The organism is Ferrimonas sp. YFM, assembly GCF_030296015.1.
In the GTDB taxonomy this organism is placed as follows: Bacteria; Pseudomonadota; Gammaproteobacteria; order Enterobacterales; family Shewanellaceae; genus Ferrimonas.
On the sequence record NZ_AP027368.1, the window covers coordinates 1,640,595 to 1,659,534 of the forward strand.

Genomic DNA, 18,940 nt, shown 5'->3' on the forward strand with positions numbered 1-18,940 from the left:
CGGCCTGTGGCCGCCTTTCGCATTCAAGGGAATAGCAACGATGAAAAACAGCCTACTGCTGGGCGCCGCCCTGACGCTTTGTGCGTCGGCCATCGCCAAGCCGGTGACTGCACCTTTCGATGTGAACCAGCTCAACACCCTGAGCAAGCTGCACTCTACCGTGGTTTTGCCCGGTGGTGACGCGGTGGTTTATGGCGTGAAGAAAAAGACCGACAAGGGTTACCGCTCCGATCTCTACCTGCAGAAACTGGGCGGCGAAGCCCGTCAGCTGACCAACCACAAGGGCACCGAGCATAACCTGGTGGCTTCCAAAGATGGCAAGACCCTCTACTTCCTTAGTGGTCGTAGCGGCTCCAGCCAGATCTGGGCCTTGCCTTTAGATGGCGGTGAAGCGGTTCAGGTTTCTGATCTGCCTCTGGGCATCGATGGCTTCAAACTGTCCAATGACAACGGCCAGGTGGTGATGCAGCTGCGGGTCAACGTCGACTGTGACAACCTGAAATGCAGCGCCGACAAGCAGAAAGCCAAGAAAGAGAACAAGCAGAAGGGTCGTCACTACGACCAACTGATGGTGCGTCACTGGGACACCTGGAATGACGGCCTGCGCAACCACCTGTTTGTGGCCAAGCTCGAGGGCAACACCCTGTCCGAGCCTGTGGACGTGACCGCGGGTCTGGACACCGAGGTGCCCTCCCTGCCGTTTTCCGGCATGGAGGAGGTTTCCTTTACGCCGGATGGCAAGCATGTGGTTTACAGTGCCAAGGCTCCCAGCCGCGACCAGGCCTGGCAGACCAACTACGACCTGTGGCAGGTACCGGTCACCGGCGGCGAGGCCGTTAACCTGACCGCCGACAACCTGGCCTGGGACAGCCACCCGGTCTTCTCCGACGATGGCCGTTACATGGCCTACGCCGCGATGAAGCGTCCCGGTTTCGAGGCGGATCGTTTCGCCGTGATGCTCAAGGATCTGCAGACCGGCGAAACCCGCGAAGTGGCCCCCTTGTGGGACCGCAGTGCCCGCGGCATCGCCTTTGCGGAAGAGAGCCATACCCTGTACGTGAGCGCCCAGGATCTGGGTCAGGTGGCCATCTACGCCATGGACGTCCGCTTCGGTGACAAGCGCACCCTGGTGGCCGAGGGCAGCAACGCCATGGTGAAAGTGACCAACGGCAAGCTGTTCTACACCCACAACGACCTGTCCGGTCCCAACGACCTCTATGTGATGGGCCTGGACGGCAGTGGCAAGCAGCGCCTGACCGACCTCAACAAGGATCTGCTCAACAAGCAGGGCCTGGGCGAGTTCCAGCAGTTCTCCTTCAAGGGCTGGAACAACGAGACCGTATACGGTTACTGGATCAAGCCAGCAGGCTTTGAGCAGGGCAAGAAGTACCCTGTGGCCTTCCTGGTGCACGGTGGTCCTCAGGGCAGCTTCGGCAACCGCTGGCATGGCCGCTGGAACGCCCAGCTGTGGGCGGCTGCCGGCTTTGGTGTGGTGATGATCGACTTCCACGGCTCCACCGGCTATGGCCAGGCGTTCACCGACTCCATCTCCCTGGACTGGGGTGGCAAGCCACTGGTTGACCTGCAGAAGGGCCTGGCCGCAGTGGGCCAGCAGCAGCCCTGGCTGGACACCAAGAACGCCTGTGCCGCAGGTGGCTCTTACGGTGGCTACATGATGAACTGGATTGCCGGCAACTGGAACGATGGCTTCAAGTGCCTGGTGAACCACGCCGGTCTGTTCGACATGCGCAGCTTCTACAACGTCACCGAGGAGCTGTGGTTCCCTGAGCACGAGTTTGGTGGCAGCTACTGGGAAGCCACCGAGACCTACGAGAAATTCAATCCGGTAAACCACATCGACAAGTGGCAGACCCCCATGCTGGTGGTTCACGGTGCCAAGGACTATCGTGTACCCCTGGAGCAGGGCCTGGCAGCCTTTACCGTACTGCAGCGCAAGGGGATCGATTCCGAGTTGCTGGTGTTCGATGAGGAAAACCATTGGATCATCAATCCGGACAACCTGGTGCAGTGGTACGACGTAGTGCTGGGCTGGATGAAGCGCCACACCGGCCAGGAGCAGGCGTTGGACGCCAATGAAGCCCTGCGTCAGGAGATGCTGAGCACTCAGGCGGAGTAATCTGACTCAATTCTGATGAGGCCACCTAAGGGTGGCCTTTTTTGATCCTTTCAGTGCTATGGGCACAGTCGCCAGGGGATTCTCTTTCTGTAAATTTATGCTTAAAAACAACGCTTTAATTGCGAGCTCAATTTTGATCGATAAATTTCTTTAAGTTTTTCAAAGGATGGGGCGCCTATCTCTCTGTGACAGTACACAACGCATCTCACGGAGATAAACCAATGCTTTCAGTACACACTAACTTCACTTCCATGGTTGCCCAGAACTCTGTTGGCAACAGCAACAACTCCCTGAACAGCGCCATGGAGCGTCTGTCCACTGGTCTGCGCATCAACTCCGCTGCTGACGATGCTGCTGGTCTGCAGATTGCCAACCGTCTGAACGCCAACGTTACCGGCATGAACACCGCACAGCGTAACATCGGCGATGCCACTTCCATGCTGCAGACCGCTGACGGCGCTCTGGACGAGGTGAACAACATTGCCATGCGCATGAAAGAGCTGGCGACTCAGGCCTCCAATGGCGTGAACTCTGCCGATGATCTGTCTGCTCTGAACGCAGAATTCGGCGAGCTGAAGAAAGAGATTACCCGTATTCAGGACAGCACCGAGTACGCTGGCAACAAGCTGTTTACCACTCTGAACACTGGCGTTAAGTTCCAGATTGGTGCCTCCGCTTCCGAAGAGCTGGAAGTGAAACTGGATACCGGTACCACCAAAGTTAAAGATGCGGTTACCAAAGACCTGGATACTCAGGCCAATGCCAAGCTGGCTATGGCTGAAATTGATACTCTGGTTAAGAACGTGGGTACTCTGCGATCCAACCTGGGTGCCAACATCAACCGTCTGGAGCACACCAACAACAACCTGGCTAACGTGTCTCAGAACACCCAAGCTGCGGCTGGCCGCATCATGGATGCAGACTTCGCTACAGAGAGTGCCAACATGACTAAGAACCAATTGCTGGTTCAGTCTGGCACCAACATCCTGGCTCGTGCCAACCAGAACACCAACCTGGTTATGGGCTTGCTGGGCTAACTGCCATTCCTTAGTTCGAAGCCGGGCAAGAGCCCGGCTTTTTTATGCTTAGAACTTTGTGGCAAGTAATTTGCTTCAGATAGGGAAACCACTGTCATTGAATGAGTTGACAATGTCTGCAGAAAACGCCTCCCAGATTTTTGAACCCCTTTTTGTACGTAACTTCCGTTGTATTGGCGATCAATGCCCCTCCAACTGTTGCCACTCCTGGACCATTACCCTTGATAAAAAGAAATACAAGGAAGCAAGAAAGTCCCCGGATAATGTCATCAAGGTTTTGGCGAAGGAACACTTTAAGCGCTTGCCGTCTGAGAGCCTCTCCGACAGCTCTTATGGCTATATCCGCCTGGATAACCGTGGTCTGTGCCCCATGCTGGATGATAAAGGATGGTGCGAGGTCCATAAGCGACTGGGCGAAAAGGCGTTGTCTCTGACCTGTCAGCAATACCCTAGAATGCCCCAGTATTTTGGGGAGCGACTGGAGCTCAGTCTGACGCTCTCCTGCCCGGCAGTTGCCGACGCGGTGCTTTTTGATCCTGATGCAATGGTGATGAACCAGGTAGAAACCAGTGATTCTCTGAAGAGTCATTTTAAACGAGGAGGCAGTCCATCATCCGCTCTCCCTCTTTGGGCTGGTATCCTCAGGGATTTCAGTTTTCATGTTTTGTTGAATCAGAATCTGACGTTACCCGAGCGCCTGTTTGTTCTGGGACTGACTTATCATCAAGTTGATCCTCATTTGGAAAATCCATTAAAGGTTGAAGCTATTCTGCATCAGAACCTGAGGCTTACTGAAGATGGATCGTTGAGGAACGCCTTTGCCTCATTACCGGAACTGAAAGGGCATAAGTGGAATATCTTTTCCCACCAGGTAGGACATATCACCGACGGCATTCGACGAGAGAAAGAGGCTTATTCTGGTCTGACGCCTTCAGAGCGGCGCTTCATGAGATTGCAGATGCCCCTGGTCAGGCAGATGGCCAAGTTGATGGGTGAAGACATTGAAGGGATGACTGAGTTGAGTGATGCCTGGAAGAGCGGTCAGCATGCACCGGAATCGACTCAGGCGTTTGAGCAGTTGCTTCAGGATGCCAGGCCGATACTGGCACCATTTTTCGCTCAGAATCCGCAGCTTCTGCTCAATTTTTTGCTGTACCAAATCTACCATCACCAGTTTCTGCTGTACATTAAGCGCAAACCGATTCAGTTCTTTCAGGTGCTAATGGTGGATCTGCTGCTTATCGAGGGCTATATGGCAGGCATTGCTGTGGAGTGTGGCGAGATAAACAAGGATATTGCCGTCGCCCTGTTCTCTGCCTACTCCAAGAAACGACAGCATAACGCAGCGTTTGTCGACAGGCTGGATAAATGCCTCGAAGAGTCTGCTTCCGACAAGCTTGCCGCGGTCTTCGCGTTGCTGAAGTAACGAGACATTATCACCTGCCCAGTTCTGCTGTGATAGTCTAAAACCTCCAGTCTAAGGAGGGAAAGATGGCTCAGGGAGTGAGTGAACGTCTCCAGTCTGCGGCGATCATCGACGCCACGCTGGTGATGGCGGCTCTGGAAGGCGCCGTGGCCAAAGGGGTGGAGGTGGACACCTTGCTGACGGTGGTGGGCAGCAGCCAGCGGCGACTGCTGATGGGGGAGGGGCTCTCCCCCGAGCGTTTCAGTGTTCTGCTGCGCAGCTTGTGGGACCATCTGGATGATGAGTCCTCAGGTTTTGCCTCCCGCCCCTTGAGAGATGGCTGCTTCAGGATGATGTGCCACGCCACCATAGGGTGCCTGAACCTGCGCCGTGCCCTGATTCGGGTCGGGGACTTCTTTCGCCTGCTGTCCGATGAGTACCAGTGGACCCTGGAGGAGGAGGGCGAGCAGGCCTGCTTCGTTTTGGGGGGGGAGCAGGGGAGTGACCGGGCCTTCCTGCTGCTGAGCCTGTGCGTCATCCTGCACCGCTGGAGCGCCTGGATGATTGACGCGCCTATTCCTCTGCTCCGGGTTGATCTGCCTTTTGCCGATGATCGATTCGACTTGTCTCTGGCGCCCTTGCTTCAGGCACCCATCGAGTTTGAAGCGCCCGTTACCCGGTTGGTGTTTCCCAGAGCACTGTTGCAAAAGCCCATCAAGCAGTCCAGCGACACCCTGAGTGCCTTCCTGGCCAACTCCCCCGAACGTTTGCTCACACTGTTTCGCCCAGATGATTCACTGGCCCTTCAGGTAAAGCGCTATTTGGAGGAGTCTTCGCAGTTGGAAAGCCTGTCTCAGGAGCAGGTGGCGGCGCAGTTCAATATCAGTGTGGCCACGCTCGGCAGACGCCTTAAGGGGGAGGGGCATCAGTTTCATAAGCTCAAAGACAGGGTGCGCCGGGCCCGGGCGGTCAAATTGCTGCTGGGCAGTGAGCTGTCCATCTCGGAAGTGGCGCTGACGCTGGGATACTCCGAACCCTCGGTGTTTTACCGAAGCTTCCGGCGCTGGGTCGGAGTGACTCCGGCCGAGTTCAGGGAGCGCCATCTCTAAAGTGGTATGACCTCTGACAACGATTCACGAAATCATAAGATATAACATGCAGTTATAAAATTAGGTTGTCGGTGAAATTCTGTAAGCCTTTACTCGGTCTCTTGCACCAGAGAAATGAACTCGGCAAGTTAACAGCAAACCGGCGACGGGAACTGCTGGCTGCGGCGCTGGGCGCCATATCAAGGATGAGAGATGAGAACACAAGGAACACTGCTGGCCGCATGGATTCGGCCTCTGCTTAACTACCTGCACTCCGCCGGCCATGACCCGGATCCTATTCTCAAGAAAGTGGGTATAGTGGCTGAGCCTTTGGGGCTCCCCGGAGCCCGCCTGTGTGTCGATCAGGTGAGGGCACTGTGGGTCGAGGCCTCCAAGCTGACCGGTAACCCCTATATGGGGCTGATGCTGTCCCGCTGGGGCGACCAGCTCAGGGGCGACACCATGTTGACGGCGATGATCACCAGCCGGGATATGGAGGAAGCGTGCCGGCGTATGTGTCGCATCAGCCATCTGGTGTGCGATGCGGTGGACCTGACCCTGGAGGAGGACAGCCGGGATCTTCGTCTGGTTTATGAGCTGACCGAGGAGGAGGGGATGGGGTTCTCCGATGCCGGGCTGAATCTGGCGCTGCTGCCGGTGCTGACCATGATGGAGCAGGGGGTGGTAGACAGGAAGAGCATTCGCCGCATCGAGCTCAACCGTGCCCATCCGGGGCAGGAGGGGGCCCAGTACCTGGCCTCTTTGTTGCCCTGTAACATCATTTATGGCTGTGCCCGGGACAGTGTGGTGTTTGACCGGCTGGCCACCAAGCAGCAGAACCCCTTCTGGAACCCTGCACTGGCCCAGGCCAGTGAGTCACTGGCTCTGGATGAGCTGGCGCAACTGGGCAAGCAGAGCATCGTCAATCGAGTCACCGGGCTTATCACCAAACACCTGTCCGGGGGCGAGCCTCATCAGCAGTTGGTGGCCCAAGAACTCGCCATTACCCCCAGGCACCTCCAGCGGCGCCTGAAGCAGCAGGGTTACAGCTTCAGCCAGCTACTGGAGCAGGTACGCCGTGAGCTGGCGTGTCACCATCTGTGCCGTCATGACCTGTCTCTGGCTGAGATCGCCCGCCAACTGGGTTTTCAGGATCAGAGTAATTTCTGTAAGGCCTTCAAGCGCTGGCAAGGGGAGACTCCCAGCCAGTATCGCCGCCGTCAGACCCCTCTGCATTAGATTTGTGGACTATTGAGTGTCAGTCACTTTTCGTTTGTTTGGATAAAACTAGGGGAAATTTGCTAGACCACACTTGGCTTTGTAGAATCGCTAATATTAGTAGTTTCTTTATGGGCTGGGTGCGTGAAGAGAAAGCTGGGTCAGACGTTGTTGGGGGCATCCGTGATTGCCTTGGGGATGATTGGCGTCTATCAGACCTTTGACTCAACTCAGGGTGAGGTCAGTCAGAGTGCTCAGGTGATGGAGACGCTCATCCTGGGTGATGAGGCCACACCCCAGCTGAGTCTTAACCTGGAGATCTACAGCGGTGAGTGCCGCTGGATCTATGGCATGTATCACAGCGCCCTGGGCCATAAGGGCAGTCAGCGTCAAATGGCCCTGATTGAGGTGGTTGAGGCGGCCCTGGAGGCCGATGATTTCAATATGGCGCTGCTGGCGGCGCAGCAGATTGAGTCTGAGCGGATGCGCAGCCAACTGCTCAGACAGGTGGTGGAGCGGGCAATTGAGGTGGCCAGGCACATGGAGTACGCTGCCCTGGCGGTCACCATGATACCCACGCCTTCGCTTCAGGAAGCTGCGATGACCCGCTTGGTGGACGCCTATGTAGAGGTGCTATACCGAAGCGGTGGCAAGCGCCCAGGTGAGAAGGTTGAGCTGTAGTTCACTCTGCATGAACTCACACAACTTATTAAATTTTATTAAATATTTTGAAATAACTATTGCCTTGACGCAGGCTCGCGCCTATCTTCGTTGAATGAATATGCACAACTGACAGACATGACAAGGAGGTTCTATGTCAGTCCGTGAGCAGGAATCAATGGACGATTTGCTGCCCTTCCCTCAGCGCAATGATATGGCACGCCTTGATGCCCAGATCTGCTATCTGTTGATGTGCGCTGCCCTGGTGATCTCCCTGGTCGGGGTTCTGCACAGCTGGTTTTTCTTCTTCTCTCTCATTCTGTGGCTTTGTGGCGGCGGCTGGGGGGTGCTGAAGAAGCGGGAAGCGTCGCAAACCTTGTGGGAAGACCACTTCGACAACATCATCTTTGTGCTGATGCTCAGTGCCTTTGCGGTGCCTGCCGGTGCCGGCCTGGTGTGGTATTTCGAGTCCTGGTGGCCCATGGCCATGCTGTGGCTGTGGGGAGCACTGAGAATGACCTTGGCGTTTTACCGTCTGGTGGATCACCGCCAGTTCCATGAGCGTTAACCCGATTCTCCGGAGGACGTCATGTCTGTAGAGATCACTGCCCTGTACTTGTCTTTGACTGCTGTATTGGCTCTGGTGTTGGCCTTTCGGGTGGTGCGGCTGCGGCGCAGCAGAAAGATTGGCGTGGGCACAGGGCAGGATAAAGAGCTGACAATCTGCGTGCGCTGTCACGGCAACATGCTGGAGTATGCTCCCCTGGTGCTGCTGATGCTGGCCACAGCAGAGCTCAACGGCGCGAATTCAACCCTGCTGCACCTGTGCGGTGTGTCCTGGATCATTGCCAGAGTGCTCCACCCCTGGGGGCTGACCCAGGGGGGCGGCGGCTATCATAAAGGGCGTTTCCTCGGCACCCTGATCACCTGGCTGGCCACCCTGACCCTGGCCGGCCTCAACCTGTGGCTGGTATTAACCTAGTGCGTGCCATCCGCTGAGCACCTGATGGTGCATCTGCGCCAGTTTGCTGGCGCACTGGTGACCATCGCCTATCAGCAGCAGCTCTATGCCCAGAGCGTCCGCCACCTCCAGATCATGATCCGTATCGCCCACCAGTATGGTGTTCTTGGCCAGAATGCCTGTGGCCGCCAGCAGCTCCCGTCCCCGGTCGATTTTACACCTTGCCTGGTTGTCCGGCAGGCCGTAGATGTGGTCGAACAGAGAGGCGATGCCATGGTGGTTGAGGCACTGCTCCAATACCGTTTGAGAGCTGGCGGAGAGCAGAGACTGGGTCGATTGACCGGCTAGGCCTCCCAGCAGAAACCGGCTGCCCGGGTGCAGCTGCAGGCGCTCTCTGGCGGCGCTGTAGTGTCGGCCAAATTCGTTGCACAGCTGGTCGAAGGGCAGGCGCTCAAAGTCAAAGCCCAGGTTGCGGTAGTAATCGATGACCGGGTGACAAAAGTCCCGACGGTAGCTGGCCAGATCCGTGCTCCCCAAACTCTGGGTGGTCATCAACTGGTTGACGATCTCCACCGCCAACGGCGCGTCATTAACCAGGGTGCCATTCCAGTCCCAGACCACATGCTGGTAGCCTCCGAGTTTGCTCAGCAGTGACAGGCGGCCGGTGACATGGCGAAACAGCACCGGCTGAATCTCGGCCCAGGTCAGATCCTCAGGCAGGGTGTCCATGGGGGCCACTTCGGCGATCTCCGACAGGGGGGAGAGTGGCTCGAGAGTGTCCACTTCGGCAAAGCAGAGCAGGCCCTCACCGCTGAGCCCGGGTTGCGTCACCCGATAGCCCTCTACGGCGTGCAATCGGTATTTCTGTGCGCCGGTTTCCTCCCTGAGCTCTCGGTGGGCGGCCTCCAGAGGGCTTTCTCCCGGCTCAATCTTGCCCCCTGGCAACTCCCAGCTGCTGCGTTGATGGTGGCGGACCAGCAACCAGCGGCCCTGATGACGGGTAACGATCACCACGTAGGCCATGGCGTGAGGGGTACTGGGGGTCCAGTTGAAAAAACTGATGTCAGTGGACATGGAAACTCGGACTGCAAAAATCAGGAGGGAGAGAGTAAAAGTTTCTCCATGGGGATGCAATCCAGGGTGAAGCCTCTTGGGCTCTGATAGTGAGCGATCCGCTCGCCCTGGTACCCCTGACTGCGGTAGAAGGGGGCGGCATTGAGGGTGGACTCCAGGGTCAGCCTGGTCAGGCCCTGTTGCCTGGCCACCGCCTCTAAATGTTTCAGCATCCGCTTACCCAGTCCACAACCGGCGTGTTGGGGAGAGACAAACAGCCCCTCTACCTGGCCGTCTATGATGGCACCGCAGACCAGGGGGCGGCCATGGTGTTCCAACAGGTAGAAGGCGTTACTGACCTGGTCGGCGAACGCCTGGGTGCACTGGCCCTCGGTCCACCTGTCCATGGCGTCATCGCTGTAATGGCCCCGGCACTGGCCATTGATGGCGTCGATGCGCAGTTGCCACAGCCCCTTTGCGTCGTCCGCATTTGCCTTTCGTATCCCGGTCATATCCTCTTCCTGGCATCGCCTCATTGAGTTGTTATAACACGTATCCCTTCTGGTTTAGCCCTTGTTCAGGAAGCGGTCGTTCAGTTAAGAGCGGGTTCAGAAACAAAATGTAACATGTGTTTCCGAAATCGGATTCGTCCTCTAGCCGGGCGGCAACAGATCAGTGAGGTGAGTAAAAAAATGAGTTTAATCAGTACCCCCTTTGTCGGCACCGGCGCAGACACCGCGCTGCATGTGGTGGCGGCCGTGGTGATGGTCGGAACGGTGGCCGCGGCCCTGTATGGGTTTTGGAAGCTGCATGAACTGCCCATCAGCCAGGCCCACAATCGCAAGCATCATCAGTTGGGGCTGATTACCGTCCTCACCTGGATAGGCTTCGTCTGGCACTGGGTCTGGGTGTTGGCGGTGATCCTCGCCTTTGTGGACGGGGAGGCGGCACTGAGGCGCATCCGTGATATCTGGCGTGAACCCGCCCAGGGAGGTGATCATGCTTGAGGGATTGGCGGTATGGGCCCTGTTTATCTACCTGCTCAGGCTGGTGGGCATGCCCTGGAACACTTACACCAAGGGCTTCTCTTATCTGGGCGGGGCCGGTTGGTTGCTGTTTGTCTGGGTGGGGCTGCTGAACTACACCCCCATGGATCTGTCCGGTGGCTCTTTGGTGCAATCGCCCCACGTTCAGCTTCGTCCCGGCAATACCCAGATCAAGGGCAAGGTAAAGGCGCTGCACGTGGAGCCCAACCAGTACGTTACCGAGGGGCAGCTGATCTATGAGCTGGACGATGAGCCCTATCGCATCGCCCTGGCCAGCTCAGAGGCCAGCCTCAAGGCCAAGCAGGCGTCTCTGGCCGTGGCCAAAGAGGGCGTCGCCATTGCCGAAGCGGAGTTCCGTGAGGCTCAGAAGGACATTGAGATCAGCCAGAACGATCTGGTGGCCGCCGAAGAGGATCTCAGCTGGAAGCGCTCGCAATTGACCCGCTTTAACGAGCAGAACCGGGTGGTGCCCCAGTCGGTGACCGAGAGCTTGCTGGATGAGCAGAAGAACAAGGTAGAGAGTGCCAGGGCCAAGGTGGTGGCCCTGGAGGCGGCCATCGAGCGTAACCAGGCCAGCGCCGACAAGAAGCGTCTGAGCGTCGACAAGCAGCGTCTGTCGGTGCAATCCACCGCTGCCGAGGTGGAGGTGGCTCGCCAGAAGGTGTCCCAGGACAGCTGGAACCTGGAGTCCACCAAGGTGTATGCCCCGGCGGACGGCTTCATGACCAACTTCATCCTGCGCCCCGGGCAATACATCGGCGCGGTGGCCAGAATCAACATGTTCACCAGCGAGAAGTACGTGCTGATGCGGGTTAATCATCAGGCGATGCGTAATCTCAAGGTGGGTCAGAGCGCCGAGTTTGCGTCCGCCATCTACCCGGGCACCATCTTTCGCGCCGAGGTGACCGGCATCGTCAAGGCCACCGGGGAATCCCAGGGGAACCTGATTGGCCGGGAGGAGTCAGTGAGGCAGACCACGGGCGCCAATGTGCAGAACAAGCACCACTTTGTCAGGTTGAAGATTCACGAGCCGGAAGGGACCAACATCCCGGTGGGGTCTGTGGGACTGGCTTGGGTCAGCGGTGAAAAGCCCATCGCTTTCCTCAACTTCCTGGATGTAATCCGCGGGATCATCATCCGCATGAAGTCGCAGATCTACTATTTCTACTCCATGTAACCAAACGGCTCCCTCGGGAGCCGTTTTCGTATGAGTTGCCCCTAGTCGGCCACAGCTTCAAACAGGGCCGCGTCCTTCATCTGCAGCGTCAGCCCCACGAACTGGCCCACCTGATGTTCCATGGAAGCACTGGTGCACAGTACCCGCTCGCCACTGGCCAGCTCCACCTCATACAGAGACCCGGCGCCGCGAAACTGCCTGGCGGTGATCCTGGCCTTGAGTTCGCCCTCGTCGTCGATGCGCAGGTCCGTTGGGCGAATCAGCATCTCCAGCGGGGTGTGTGGCGCGAAATTGTGCTGCTGATTCCAGGGGGCGGAACTCAGCGCCGTCTGCACTCTGTGGTTGGCCAGGGCCTGGGCTTTTATCAGTCTCCCCTGACCGACAAAACTGGCCACAAAGCGGGTGGCGGGTTTGTGGTAGATGGCGTAAGGGGTGTCCCACTGTTCGATATGACCCTGATGCACCACTGCCACCCGGTCGGCGATGGAGAATGCTTCCTGCTGGTCGTGGGTGACCAGCAGGGCGGTGATCCCCTCCTGACTCAGGATGCGCCGAACTTCGGGCACCAGCTCCTCCTTGAGGTGAGCGTCGAGCCCGGAGAAGGGCTCATCCAACAGCAGCAGATCCGGCTTGGGGGCCAGGGCCCTTGCCAGGGCCACCCGCTGTTGCTGTCCGCCGGAGAGCTCGTGGGGGTAGCGATCGCCGTGCCCCTCCAGGCGAATCAGGCTGAGCAGTTCGTCGATCCTCGGCCGTTGTTCTGCCTTGGGCTGGCGATGGAGCCCATAGGCGATGTTCTGGGCCACGGTCAGATGGGGGAACAGGGCGATGTCCTGAAACACCATGCCGATGTTGCGCTGCTCCGGTGGCAGTTGTTCCCGGGTGGAGGAGAGCAGCCGCTGCTCCATCCATAGTTCCCCGGCCATTAGGGGCTGGAAGCCGGCGATCGCTTTGAGCAGAGTGGATTTGCCACAACCACTGGGACCCAGCAGGCAGGCGATCTCTCCCTTGAACAGCTCCAGATTGACCTGATGAATCACCGGGGTGCCGCTGTAGCCGGCGCTGACCCCTGTGGCCCTGAGCTGAACCACTTTGGGGGGCGAGGAGGGCGCCTGGAGGCCGGTCAGGGCGGTACGTTTGGTGTGAGCCAGCATATCAGTGGGCCTCCGTAATGGATTTGTTCAGTAGGATCACCGGGATGATCCCCACGGCGACGATCATCAGTGACGCGGGCGCCGCATCGATGAGGCGCTCGTCAGAGGCAAGCTCGAAGGCTCGCACCGCCAGGGTGTTGAAGTTGAAGGGCCTGAGCATCAAAGTCGCAGGCAGCTCCTTGAGCACATCCACAAACACTATCAACAGGGCGGTCAGGGCACTGCGTCGCAGCAGCGGCAGATGAATTTTCCACAGGACCTGCCCCGGGCTGCTGCCCAAAGATCTGGCGCTGTGGTCCAGGCTGGGCTGTATGCTCTGCAGGCCGCTGTGTACCGCGCCAATGGAGACTGCCATAAAACGCACCGCATAGGCGAACAGCAGTGCGGCCAGTGATCCGGAGAACAGCAGTCCCAGATCCACCGTCCATCCCATGCGGGCCAGGGCGGTTTCCACTCCGGCCACCAGATGATGATCCACCCAGGTCAGGGCGCTGAGCACGCCGATGGCGACTATGGTGCCGGGAAGGGCGTAACCCAAAGACGCCAGCCTGACAGAGAGCCGGGTTAACCTGCGGTGTTGGGCTCTCAGGGCATAGGCCAGGATCAGCGCCAGAGTCAGAGAGAGCAGGGCGGCCATGGCGGCCAGGGAGAAGGAGTTCCAGGCCAGTGTCCAAAACTGGCTGGTGGCGGCCTCATCGCTGACAAGGCTCCAGCGCAGCAGCAGGGCTGCGGGTAACAGGAAGCCAAGGGACGGTGGCACCAGACACACCAGAGCGGCCAGCCAGCCAGGGTAACCGGAGATCGTCTTGCGGCGAACCTGGCCCTGGGGATCGCCATTGGCAAAGTACTTCACCCTTCGGCGGGAGTGGGTTTCCAGAGTCAGTAATATCAGCACAAACCCCAGCAGCAGCAGCGACAACTGGGCGGCGGCGTTGCCATCGCCAAAGCCGTAGTAGGTGCGGAATATGCCGGTGGTGAAGGTAGGGACACCGAAATACTCCACGGTGCCGTAATCCGCCAGGGTTTCCATCAGCGCCAGAGCCACACCCACCACGATGGCGGGACGGGCCAGGGGCAGAATCACCCGGCGCATCTCTCCCAGGGAGGAGACCCCAAGGCTGCGGCTGGTGTCTATCATCCGATCGGACAGGGAGAGAAAGGCGGCCCGGCTCATCAGATAGACATAGGGGTAGAGCACCAGTGACAGCATGGCGATGGCGCCGCCCAGGGAACGGATCTCAAAAAACCAGTACTGGCCATAGCCCAGGCCGGTGAGGTCGCGGATCCACTGCTGCACCGGTCCGGCATAATCCAGCAATCCCGTGTAGGTGTAGGCGATGATGTAGGCGGGCATCGCCATCGGCATCAGCAGCAGCAGGCTCAGGAGGCGGCGGCCGGGGAAGTTGCAGCGGGCGGTAAGCCAGGCAGTAGGCACTCCGATAAGGGTGACCAGCAGGGCCACACCGATCGCCAACAGTGCAGAGTTGACCGTGTACTCTCCCAGCACCGTCTGCCACAGGTGCCGCCACACCTCAAGAGAGCCCGCCAGGCTCTGGCCGGTGACGGTCATCAGGGGCACCATCAGCACCAGTGCGATGGTGATGGCGCCCACAAGCAGCGGATTGACGCGGGAGAGGGTCATGGACGGACCTACTTCCAGCCTGCCCGGTCCATGATCTCAACCGCCTGACGATTGAGGGTGCCCAGACGATTCAGGCTGATGTCGTCGGCCTTGAACTCGCCCCAGCTGGCCAGCACTTTCGACGCTGACACACCGGGCAGGACCGGGTATTCGTTGTTGACCTGGGCGTACCAGTTTTGCGCCTCCTCGGTGAGCATAAAATCGATGAGTTTGGCGGCGGCTTCCTGGTTTTTGGCGGAGCGGGTGATGCCAATGCCACTGACGTTCACATGGGTGCCGCGATCGGCCTGGTTCGGCCAGAATAGCCCCAGTTGTTGCACCACTTTCTGGTTGCTGGCGTCGTCGCTGTTGGCCAGGCGGCCGTAGTAGTAGGTGTTGGCGATGGCGATGTCGCACACACCGGCCGCGGCGGCGCGCAGCTGGTCGGTGTCGCCCCCGGCCGGCGGCCTTGCCATATTCGTCACCAGTCCGGTGGCGAAGGCCTGGGCCTTGTCGGCACCGTCCGCATCAATCAGGGACGCCATCAACGATTGGTTGTAGATGTTGCTCGAGGATCGGATGCAGATTCTGCCCTGCCATTTTGCGTCGGTCAGCGCCTCATAGGTGGAGAGTTCGTCAGGGGAGACCTTGCCTTTGACGTAGAAGATGGGACGGGCACGCATGGTCAGCCCCACCCATTGATTGTCCTGGTCTTTGAGGTTAGCGGGGACTTGCTTCAGGGCATCGCTGTTGGTCATAGGCTGCAACAGCTCACCGGCTTTGGCACGATGCAGGCGTCCGGCATCGGCGGTGATCAGTATGTCTGCAGGAGAGCGGTTGCCCTCTCTTTTCAGTCGGGTGATAAGGGCGTCATCTTTGCCGGTCACCAGGTTGACCTTGATGCCACTCTGCTCGGAAAACTTGTCCAGCAGAGGTTTGATCAGCGCTTCCTTGCGTGAGGAGTAGATGTTCAGTTCCTCCGCCTGCAGCAGCGACGGCGTCAGAGCCAGGGGCATCAGCAGGGAGAGGGCCAGGAGCTTTTGCATGTCGTTGTTTCCTTCAGGGCGAATAGATTGACTGGCAATGACAAGGGTAATGAGAGTGATTGCCATTAACGAGAATAGGTTAGCACTTACCAACTCTCAAGGGTATGGCTTACCCAAAATGTGGAGATGGACTGCGATGGACTTTGGCAGTCAGGTCATCTGGTTAACTTTGACTCTGGGGTGGCGGGATCGGTAGAAGGCAAACAGGAACACCAGCATAAACAGGGCGTCATTGGCACCGTAGATGGTAAAGAACACCCCGGTCAGCCAGTCCTGTTCGAAGATGGATGATAACTGCTGACCGTGTTTCGACATCCACAGAGTCCAGGCACCGACATAAAGCGCCTTTTCTGCGGCAAAGATCAGTGACAGCCAGGGCAGTTGCAGGTGACGCTGACTGGCGGCGATGTAGGCGCCGCCCCAGAGCATAATCAGCACCAGGCCAAAGGGGGTAAAGAGTACAGGATCCCAGTGCCACAGCAGCTCATTGGTGAAGCCCTTGGAAAACAGCAGTACCCCGGCAATGTTGACGATGCCGGAGGCAATAAAAGCCCTGCTTATCCATACGTTGCTCATGATCCCTTCCTTTGGAACTGTTTTGTCTTAACTTGCCTGATTGGGCGCCAGCCTACAAGTCGCTGCAGCTTTGGCCATTCGCTTGCTCTTCCCTTGGAGAATCCTGGTCGTGACGGTTAGGATTAGGGGATAGTCCCCTATGAGCATGCCTATGAACGCTGAACTGTTGGAGATTCAGGGATTTCTGTCCCAGTATCCCCCCTTTGATGACCTGCCTGAGGAGATCCTCAGCGAGGTGGTCACCCAGGTCGAGATCGCCTATGTGCGCGAGTCTCAGGCGATCCTGGCGGTGGGGCAGGAGATTCACGATCTCTATGTGGTGCGCAGCGGCGCCGTGGAGCTGTATCGTCGCAATGGCGACCTCTACAACCGCCTGGATGAGGGCGGGGTGTTTGGTCAATTGGGTCTGCTGACCCACAACAAGGTGCGCTTTCCCGCCACCGCCATCGAAGACACTCTGCTCTACTGCATCCCCGAGGAGGTGTTTCATCGTCTCAACGACGAGTACGATTCCTTCGCGGACTTTGTGGAGGTGGAGAACTCGGTACGGCTCAGGCAAGCGGTCTCCAGTGGCTTCGATACCAATGACATGACCACCTCCAAGGTGGTGACCCTGCTCAGCGGCGATCCGGTGTGGGTGGAGAGCAAATGCAGTATTCACGCGGCGGCGGCCAAGATGGCGGAAGAGAACCTGTCGTCGCTGCTGGTGTGGAACGACAGTGTTGAGGATGAGGGGGAGCAGCTTCAGGGGATCATTACCGAGAAGGATCTCTGCAGCAAGGTGGTGGCCCACGGGCTGGACATCACCCTGCCCATCTCAGAGGTGATGAGCACCGAGGTGATTACCCTGGACAACAACGCCTATGTGTATGAAGCGATGCTCTACATGCTCAGGCACAACGTCCATCACCTGCCTGTGGTTAAGGGCAGCAAGCCTCTGGGGATCATCTCCCTGACCGACATCGTTCGCTACGAGTCTCAGAACAGCCTGCTGCTGGTGAGTTCCATCTTTAAGCAGCAGAGCCTGGAGGAGCTGGAGCAGCTTTCCCATCAGGTGAAAGACTGCTTTGTGCGCCTGGTCAACGAGGATGCCAATGCCCATATGGTGGGCAGTGCCATGGCGGTGATTGGCCGCAGCTTTAAGCAGCGCATCCTGGAGCTGGCCGAGGAGCTGATGGGCCCTCCGCCTGTGCCTTACTGTTTCCTGGCGCTGGGCTCCATGGCCCGGGACGAGCAGCTGATCGTCACCGATCAGGACAACGCCATCATACTGGACGACGAGTATCGCCAGGAGCTGCACGGTGATTATTTCACCTCGCTGTCCGAGTGGGTGTGTGATGCCCTGGACAGGTGTGGCTACCCCAGGTGTACCGGCGGCATCATGGCCACCAACCCAATGTGGCGCATGACCCGCCAGGAGTGGGAGAGCTGCTTCGCCGACTGGATTGACGACCCCAACCCCAAGGCGCTGCTCAACTCCTCCATCTTCTTCGATCTGGAGGGGGTGCATGGCCGGGTGAAGTGGGCCGAGCAGCTCAATGGCTTTATCGTGCGCCGGGCTCGTAAGAACAACCGCTTCCTCGCCTGCCTGGCACGCAACGCCCTGAACCGCACGCCGCCTCTGGGCTTCTTCAAGGAGTTTGTGATGGAGAAGGATGGTCGCCACAACAACTCCATCAACCTCAAACGCCGGGGCACGGCGCCGTTGGCGGATCTGATTCGGGTCCATGCCCTGGCGGTGGGCTCCCGGGCGCAAAACTCCTTCGAGCGCCTGGATGACATCATCGACGCGGGTATCCTGCCCAAGGGCAAAGCTGAGGACATCCGTGACGCCATGGAGTTTATCTCCATGGTGCGCATCCGCCACCAGGCACGGGATGTGGAACTGGGCCAGGAGCCGGACAACAACATCGAGCCGGAAAACATGTCGGACTTTGAGCGGCGTAACCTCAAGGACGCCTTCCAGGTGCTGAGCAATGCTCAGAACTTTCTAAAATACCGCTACCAGGCCAGCAGTTTCGCTTAAGGAGCACCAATGTTTGATTGGTGGAAACGCCGAAAACGCCACAACGACTGGGTGGCTCTGTTTGACCAGGCCAGCGGCCAGGCCCGGGATCCCAGGCTGAAGCGCTTCTATGACAAGGGGTTGGTGGCGCCGGAGACGCCCCTGTCACAGGTGCCCTTTGTGGCTCTGGACTTTGAGACCACGGGGCTGAATCCCGAGCGTGACGCCATCGTTTCTGCGGGGTGGGTGCCCTTTGATCTGAACCGGGTCTACTGCCGCCAGGCGGGCCAGTTCCTGGTGCAGCCGGAGCGCCCCCTTAACGACGAGTCGGTGGTGATCCACGGCATCACTCACAGCGACGTGGATGAGGCCCCGGACTTTACCAAGATGATAGCCCCTCTGCTGGAGGCCCTGGGAGGCGCCATTCCCGTGGTGCACTTCAAGCAGATTGAGCGTCCTTTTCTCGATCAGGCACTGAAAACCCGATTGGGGGAGGGGGTGCAGTTTCCTCTGGTGGACACCATGGAGCTGGAGCAGACCATATTGCAGCATCAGATGGGCAGTCGCTGGAATCGCCTGGTGGGCAAGAAGGCACCTTCGGTGCGCCTCGGTGCCTGCCGCCAGCGCTATGGCCTGCCGGTGTACCAGCCTCACCACGCGCTCACCGATGCTATCGCCACTGCTGAGCTGTTTCAGGCCCAGGTGGCTTATCATCTCTCTCCCCAGACGCCCATCTCAGAGATCTGGGATTGATGCCGA

At 58.4% G+C, this 18,940-nt stretch carries 18 protein-coding genes; 12 read left to right on the top strand and 6 right to left on the bottom strand.

Going from position 1 to position 18,940, the window contains the following annotated elements:
• Positions 1–40 precede the first annotated feature (40 nt).
• From QUE41_RS07695 to QUE41_RS07730, 8 genes are all read left to right on the top strand, one after another.
• Positions 41–2,137 (top strand): S9 family peptidase, encoded by a 2,097-nt coding sequence (locus QUE41_RS07695; protein ID WP_286342290.1) that lies wholly within the window; start codon positions 41–43, stop codon positions 2,135–2,137.
• A 221-nt stretch (positions 2,138–2,358) separates the two neighbouring features.
• Positions 2,359–3,174 (top strand): flagellin N-terminal helical domain-containing protein, encoded by an 816-nt coding sequence (locus tag QUE41_RS07700; protein ID WP_286342291.1) that lies wholly within the window; start codon positions 2,359–2,361, stop codon positions 3,172–3,174.
• A 112-nt stretch (positions 3,175–3,286) separates the two neighbouring features.
• The gene (fliB, locus tag QUE41_RS07705) at positions 3,287–4,600 is read left to right on the top strand and encodes a flagellin lysine-N-methylase (protein ID WP_286342292.1); all 1,314 of its coding nucleotides are present in this window, start codon (positions 3,287–3,289) and stop codon (positions 4,598–4,600) included.
• 65 nt (positions 4,601–4,665) lie between these two features.
• Complete coding sequence (locus tag QUE41_RS07710; RefSeq protein ID WP_286342293.1) at positions 4,666–5,688, top strand: helix-turn-helix domain-containing protein; 1,023 nt, start codon at positions 4,666–4,668, stop codon at positions 5,686–5,688.
• Between the two features lie 192 nt (positions 5,689–5,880).
• Positions 5,881–6,906: an AraC family transcriptional regulator gene (locus QUE41_RS07715; RefSeq protein WP_286342294.1), complete on the top strand. Its 1,026-nt coding sequence runs from the start codon at positions 5,881–5,883 to the stop codon at positions 6,904–6,906.
• Between the two features lie 123 nt (positions 6,907–7,029).
• Complete coding sequence (locus QUE41_RS07720) at positions 7,030–7,566, top strand: hypothetical protein (RefSeq protein WP_286342295.1); 537 nt, start codon at positions 7,030–7,032, stop codon at positions 7,564–7,566.
• Between the two features lie 157 nt (positions 7,567–7,723).
• Positions 7,724–8,113 carry a hypothetical protein gene (locus tag QUE41_RS07725; protein ID WP_286342296.1) on the top strand — a complete coding sequence of 130 codons (390 nt, stop codon included), beginning with the start codon at positions 7,724–7,726 and terminating at the stop codon, positions 8,111–8,113.
• 21 nt (positions 8,114–8,134) lie between these two features.
• Positions 8,135–8,527: an MAPEG family protein gene (locus QUE41_RS07730; protein WP_286342297.1), complete on the top strand. Its 393-nt coding sequence runs from the start codon at positions 8,135–8,137 to the stop codon at positions 8,525–8,527.
• On the opposite strand, the gene QUE41_RS07735 is transcribed toward QUE41_RS07730, so the two are convergent.
• Positions 8,519–9,580 carry an NUDIX domain-containing protein gene (locus QUE41_RS07735; RefSeq protein WP_286342298.1) on the bottom strand — a complete coding sequence of 354 codons (1,062 nt, stop codon included), beginning with the start codon at positions 9,578–9,580 and terminating at the stop codon, positions 8,519–8,521. The genes QUE41_RS07730 and QUE41_RS07735 overlap by 9 nt on opposite strands.
• Before the next feature lie 20 nt (positions 9,581–9,600).
• Positions 9,601–10,071, bottom strand: coding sequence for a GNAT family N-acetyltransferase (locus tag QUE41_RS07740; RefSeq protein WP_286342299.1), 471 nt, complete (start codon positions 10,069–10,071; stop codon positions 9,601–9,603).
• A gap of 180 nt (positions 10,072–10,251) precedes the next feature.
• On the opposite strand from QUE41_RS07740, the gene QUE41_RS07745 reads away from it, so the two are divergent.
• Together QUE41_RS07745 and QUE41_RS07750 are read left to right on the top strand one after the other, a co-directional pair.
• Complete coding sequence (locus QUE41_RS07745; RefSeq protein WP_286342300.1) at positions 10,252–10,566, top strand: MFS transporter; 315 nt, start codon at positions 10,252–10,254, stop codon at positions 10,564–10,566.
• Positions 10,559–11,782, top strand: a complete 1,224-nt coding sequence (locus QUE41_RS07750) for an HlyD family secretion protein (protein ID WP_286342301.1) — start codon at positions 10,559–10,561, stop codon at positions 11,780–11,782. The genes QUE41_RS07745 and QUE41_RS07750 overlap by 8 nt, the downstream gene beginning before the upstream one ends.
• A 41-nt stretch (positions 11,783–11,823) precedes the next feature.
• Here the strand turns inward: QUE41_RS07750 and QUE41_RS07755 are convergent, their stop codons facing one another.
• The 4 genes from QUE41_RS07755 to QUE41_RS07770 all read right to left on the bottom strand — a co-directional run bounded on the left by QUE41_RS07755 (position 11,824) and on the right by QUE41_RS07770 (position 16,176).
• A complete protein-coding gene (locus QUE41_RS07755) occupies positions 11,824–12,933 on the bottom strand; it encodes an ABC transporter ATP-binding protein (protein ID WP_286342302.1) in 1,110 nt (369 codons plus the stop codon).
• Between the two features lies 1 nt (position 12,934).
• On the bottom strand, positions 12,935–14,575 hold the full coding sequence (locus tag QUE41_RS07760; RefSeq protein WP_286342303.1) for an ABC transporter permease: 1,641 nt from the start codon (positions 14,573–14,575) through the stop codon (positions 12,935–12,937).
• Between the two features lie 8 nt (positions 14,576–14,583).
• Positions 14,584–15,600, bottom strand: coding sequence for a Fe(3+) ABC transporter substrate-binding protein (locus QUE41_RS07765; RefSeq protein WP_286342304.1), 1,017 nt, complete (start codon positions 15,598–15,600; stop codon positions 14,584–14,586).
• A gap of 150 nt (positions 15,601–15,750) precedes the next feature.
• Complete coding sequence (locus tag QUE41_RS07770) at positions 15,751–16,176, bottom strand: hypothetical protein (RefSeq protein WP_286342305.1); 426 nt, start codon at positions 16,174–16,176, stop codon at positions 15,751–15,753.
• Positions 16,177–16,327: 151 nt separating this feature from the next.
• Here QUE41_RS07770 and QUE41_RS07775 point away from each other — a divergent pair, with 151 nt between their 5' ends.
• Together QUE41_RS07775 and QUE41_RS07780 are read left to right on the top strand one after the other, a co-directional pair.
• On the top strand, positions 16,328–18,202 hold the full coding sequence (locus tag QUE41_RS07775) for a putative nucleotidyltransferase substrate binding domain-containing protein (protein WP_286342306.1): 1,875 nt from the start codon (positions 16,328–16,330) through the stop codon (positions 18,200–18,202).
• A gap of 9 nt (positions 18,203–18,211) precedes the next feature.
• Positions 18,212–18,934 (top strand): 3'-5' exonuclease, encoded by a 723-nt coding sequence (locus QUE41_RS07780; RefSeq protein WP_286342307.1) that lies wholly within the window; start codon positions 18,212–18,214, stop codon positions 18,932–18,934.
• The last annotated feature ends 6 nt before the right edge of the window (positions 18,935–18,940 follow it).

Excerpts from the sequence above, each read along its gene's own strand:
- QUE41_RS07695 (WP_286342290.1), top strand. The coding sequence starts at position 41 with ATGAAAAACAGCCTACTGCTGGGCGCCGCCCTGACGCTTTGTGCGTCG.
- QUE41_RS07700 (WP_286342291.1), top strand. The coding sequence starts at position 2,359 with ATGCTTTCAGTACACACTAACTTCACTTCCATGGTTGCCCAGAACTCT.
- fliB (WP_286342292.1), top strand. The coding sequence starts at position 3,287 with ATGTCTGCAGAAAACGCCTCCCAGATTTTTGAACCCCTTTTTGTACGT.
- QUE41_RS07710 (WP_286342293.1), top strand. The coding sequence starts at position 4,666 with ATGGCTCAGGGAGTGAGTGAACGTCTCCAGTCTGCGGCGATCATCGAC.
- QUE41_RS07715 (WP_286342294.1), top strand. The coding sequence starts at position 5,881 with ATGAGAACACAAGGAACACTGCTGGCCGCATGGATTCGGCCTCTGCTT.
- QUE41_RS07725 (WP_286342296.1), top strand. The coding sequence starts at position 7,724 with ATGGACGATTTGCTGCCCTTCCCTCAGCGCAATGATATGGCACGCCTT.
- QUE41_RS07730 (WP_286342297.1), top strand. The coding sequence starts at position 8,135 with ATGTCTGTAGAGATCACTGCCCTGTACTTGTCTTTGACTGCTGTATTG.
- QUE41_RS07735 (WP_286342298.1), bottom strand. The coding sequence starts at position 9,580 with ATGTCCACTGACATCAGTTTTTTCAACTGGACCCCCAGTACCCCTCAC.
- QUE41_RS07740 (WP_286342299.1), bottom strand. The coding sequence starts at position 10,071 with ATGACCGGGATACGAAAGGCAAATGCGGACGACGCAAAGGGGCTGTGG.
- QUE41_RS07745 (WP_286342300.1), top strand. The coding sequence starts at position 10,252 with ATGAGTTTAATCAGTACCCCCTTTGTCGGCACCGGCGCAGACACCGCG.
- QUE41_RS07750 (WP_286342301.1), top strand. The coding sequence starts at position 10,559 with ATGCTTGAGGGATTGGCGGTATGGGCCCTGTTTATCTACCTGCTCAGG.
- QUE41_RS07755 (WP_286342302.1), bottom strand. The coding sequence starts at position 12,933 with ATGCTGGCTCACACCAAACGTACCGCCCTGACCGGCCTCCAGGCGCCC.
- QUE41_RS07760 (WP_286342303.1), bottom strand. The coding sequence starts at position 14,575 with ATGACCCTCTCCCGCGTCAATCCGCTGCTTGTGGGCGCCATCACCATC.
- QUE41_RS07765 (WP_286342304.1), bottom strand. The coding sequence starts at position 15,600 with ATGCAAAAGCTCCTGGCCCTCTCCCTGCTGATGCCCCTGGCTCTGACG.
- QUE41_RS07770 (WP_286342305.1), bottom strand. The coding sequence starts at position 16,176 with ATGAGCAACGTATGGATAAGCAGGGCTTTTATTGCCTCCGGCATCGTC.
- QUE41_RS07775 (WP_286342306.1), top strand. The coding sequence starts at position 16,328 with ATGAACGCTGAACTGTTGGAGATTCAGGGATTTCTGTCCCAGTATCCC.
- QUE41_RS07780 (WP_286342307.1), top strand. The coding sequence starts at position 18,212 with ATGTTTGATTGGTGGAAACGCCGAAAACGCCACAACGACTGGGTGGCT.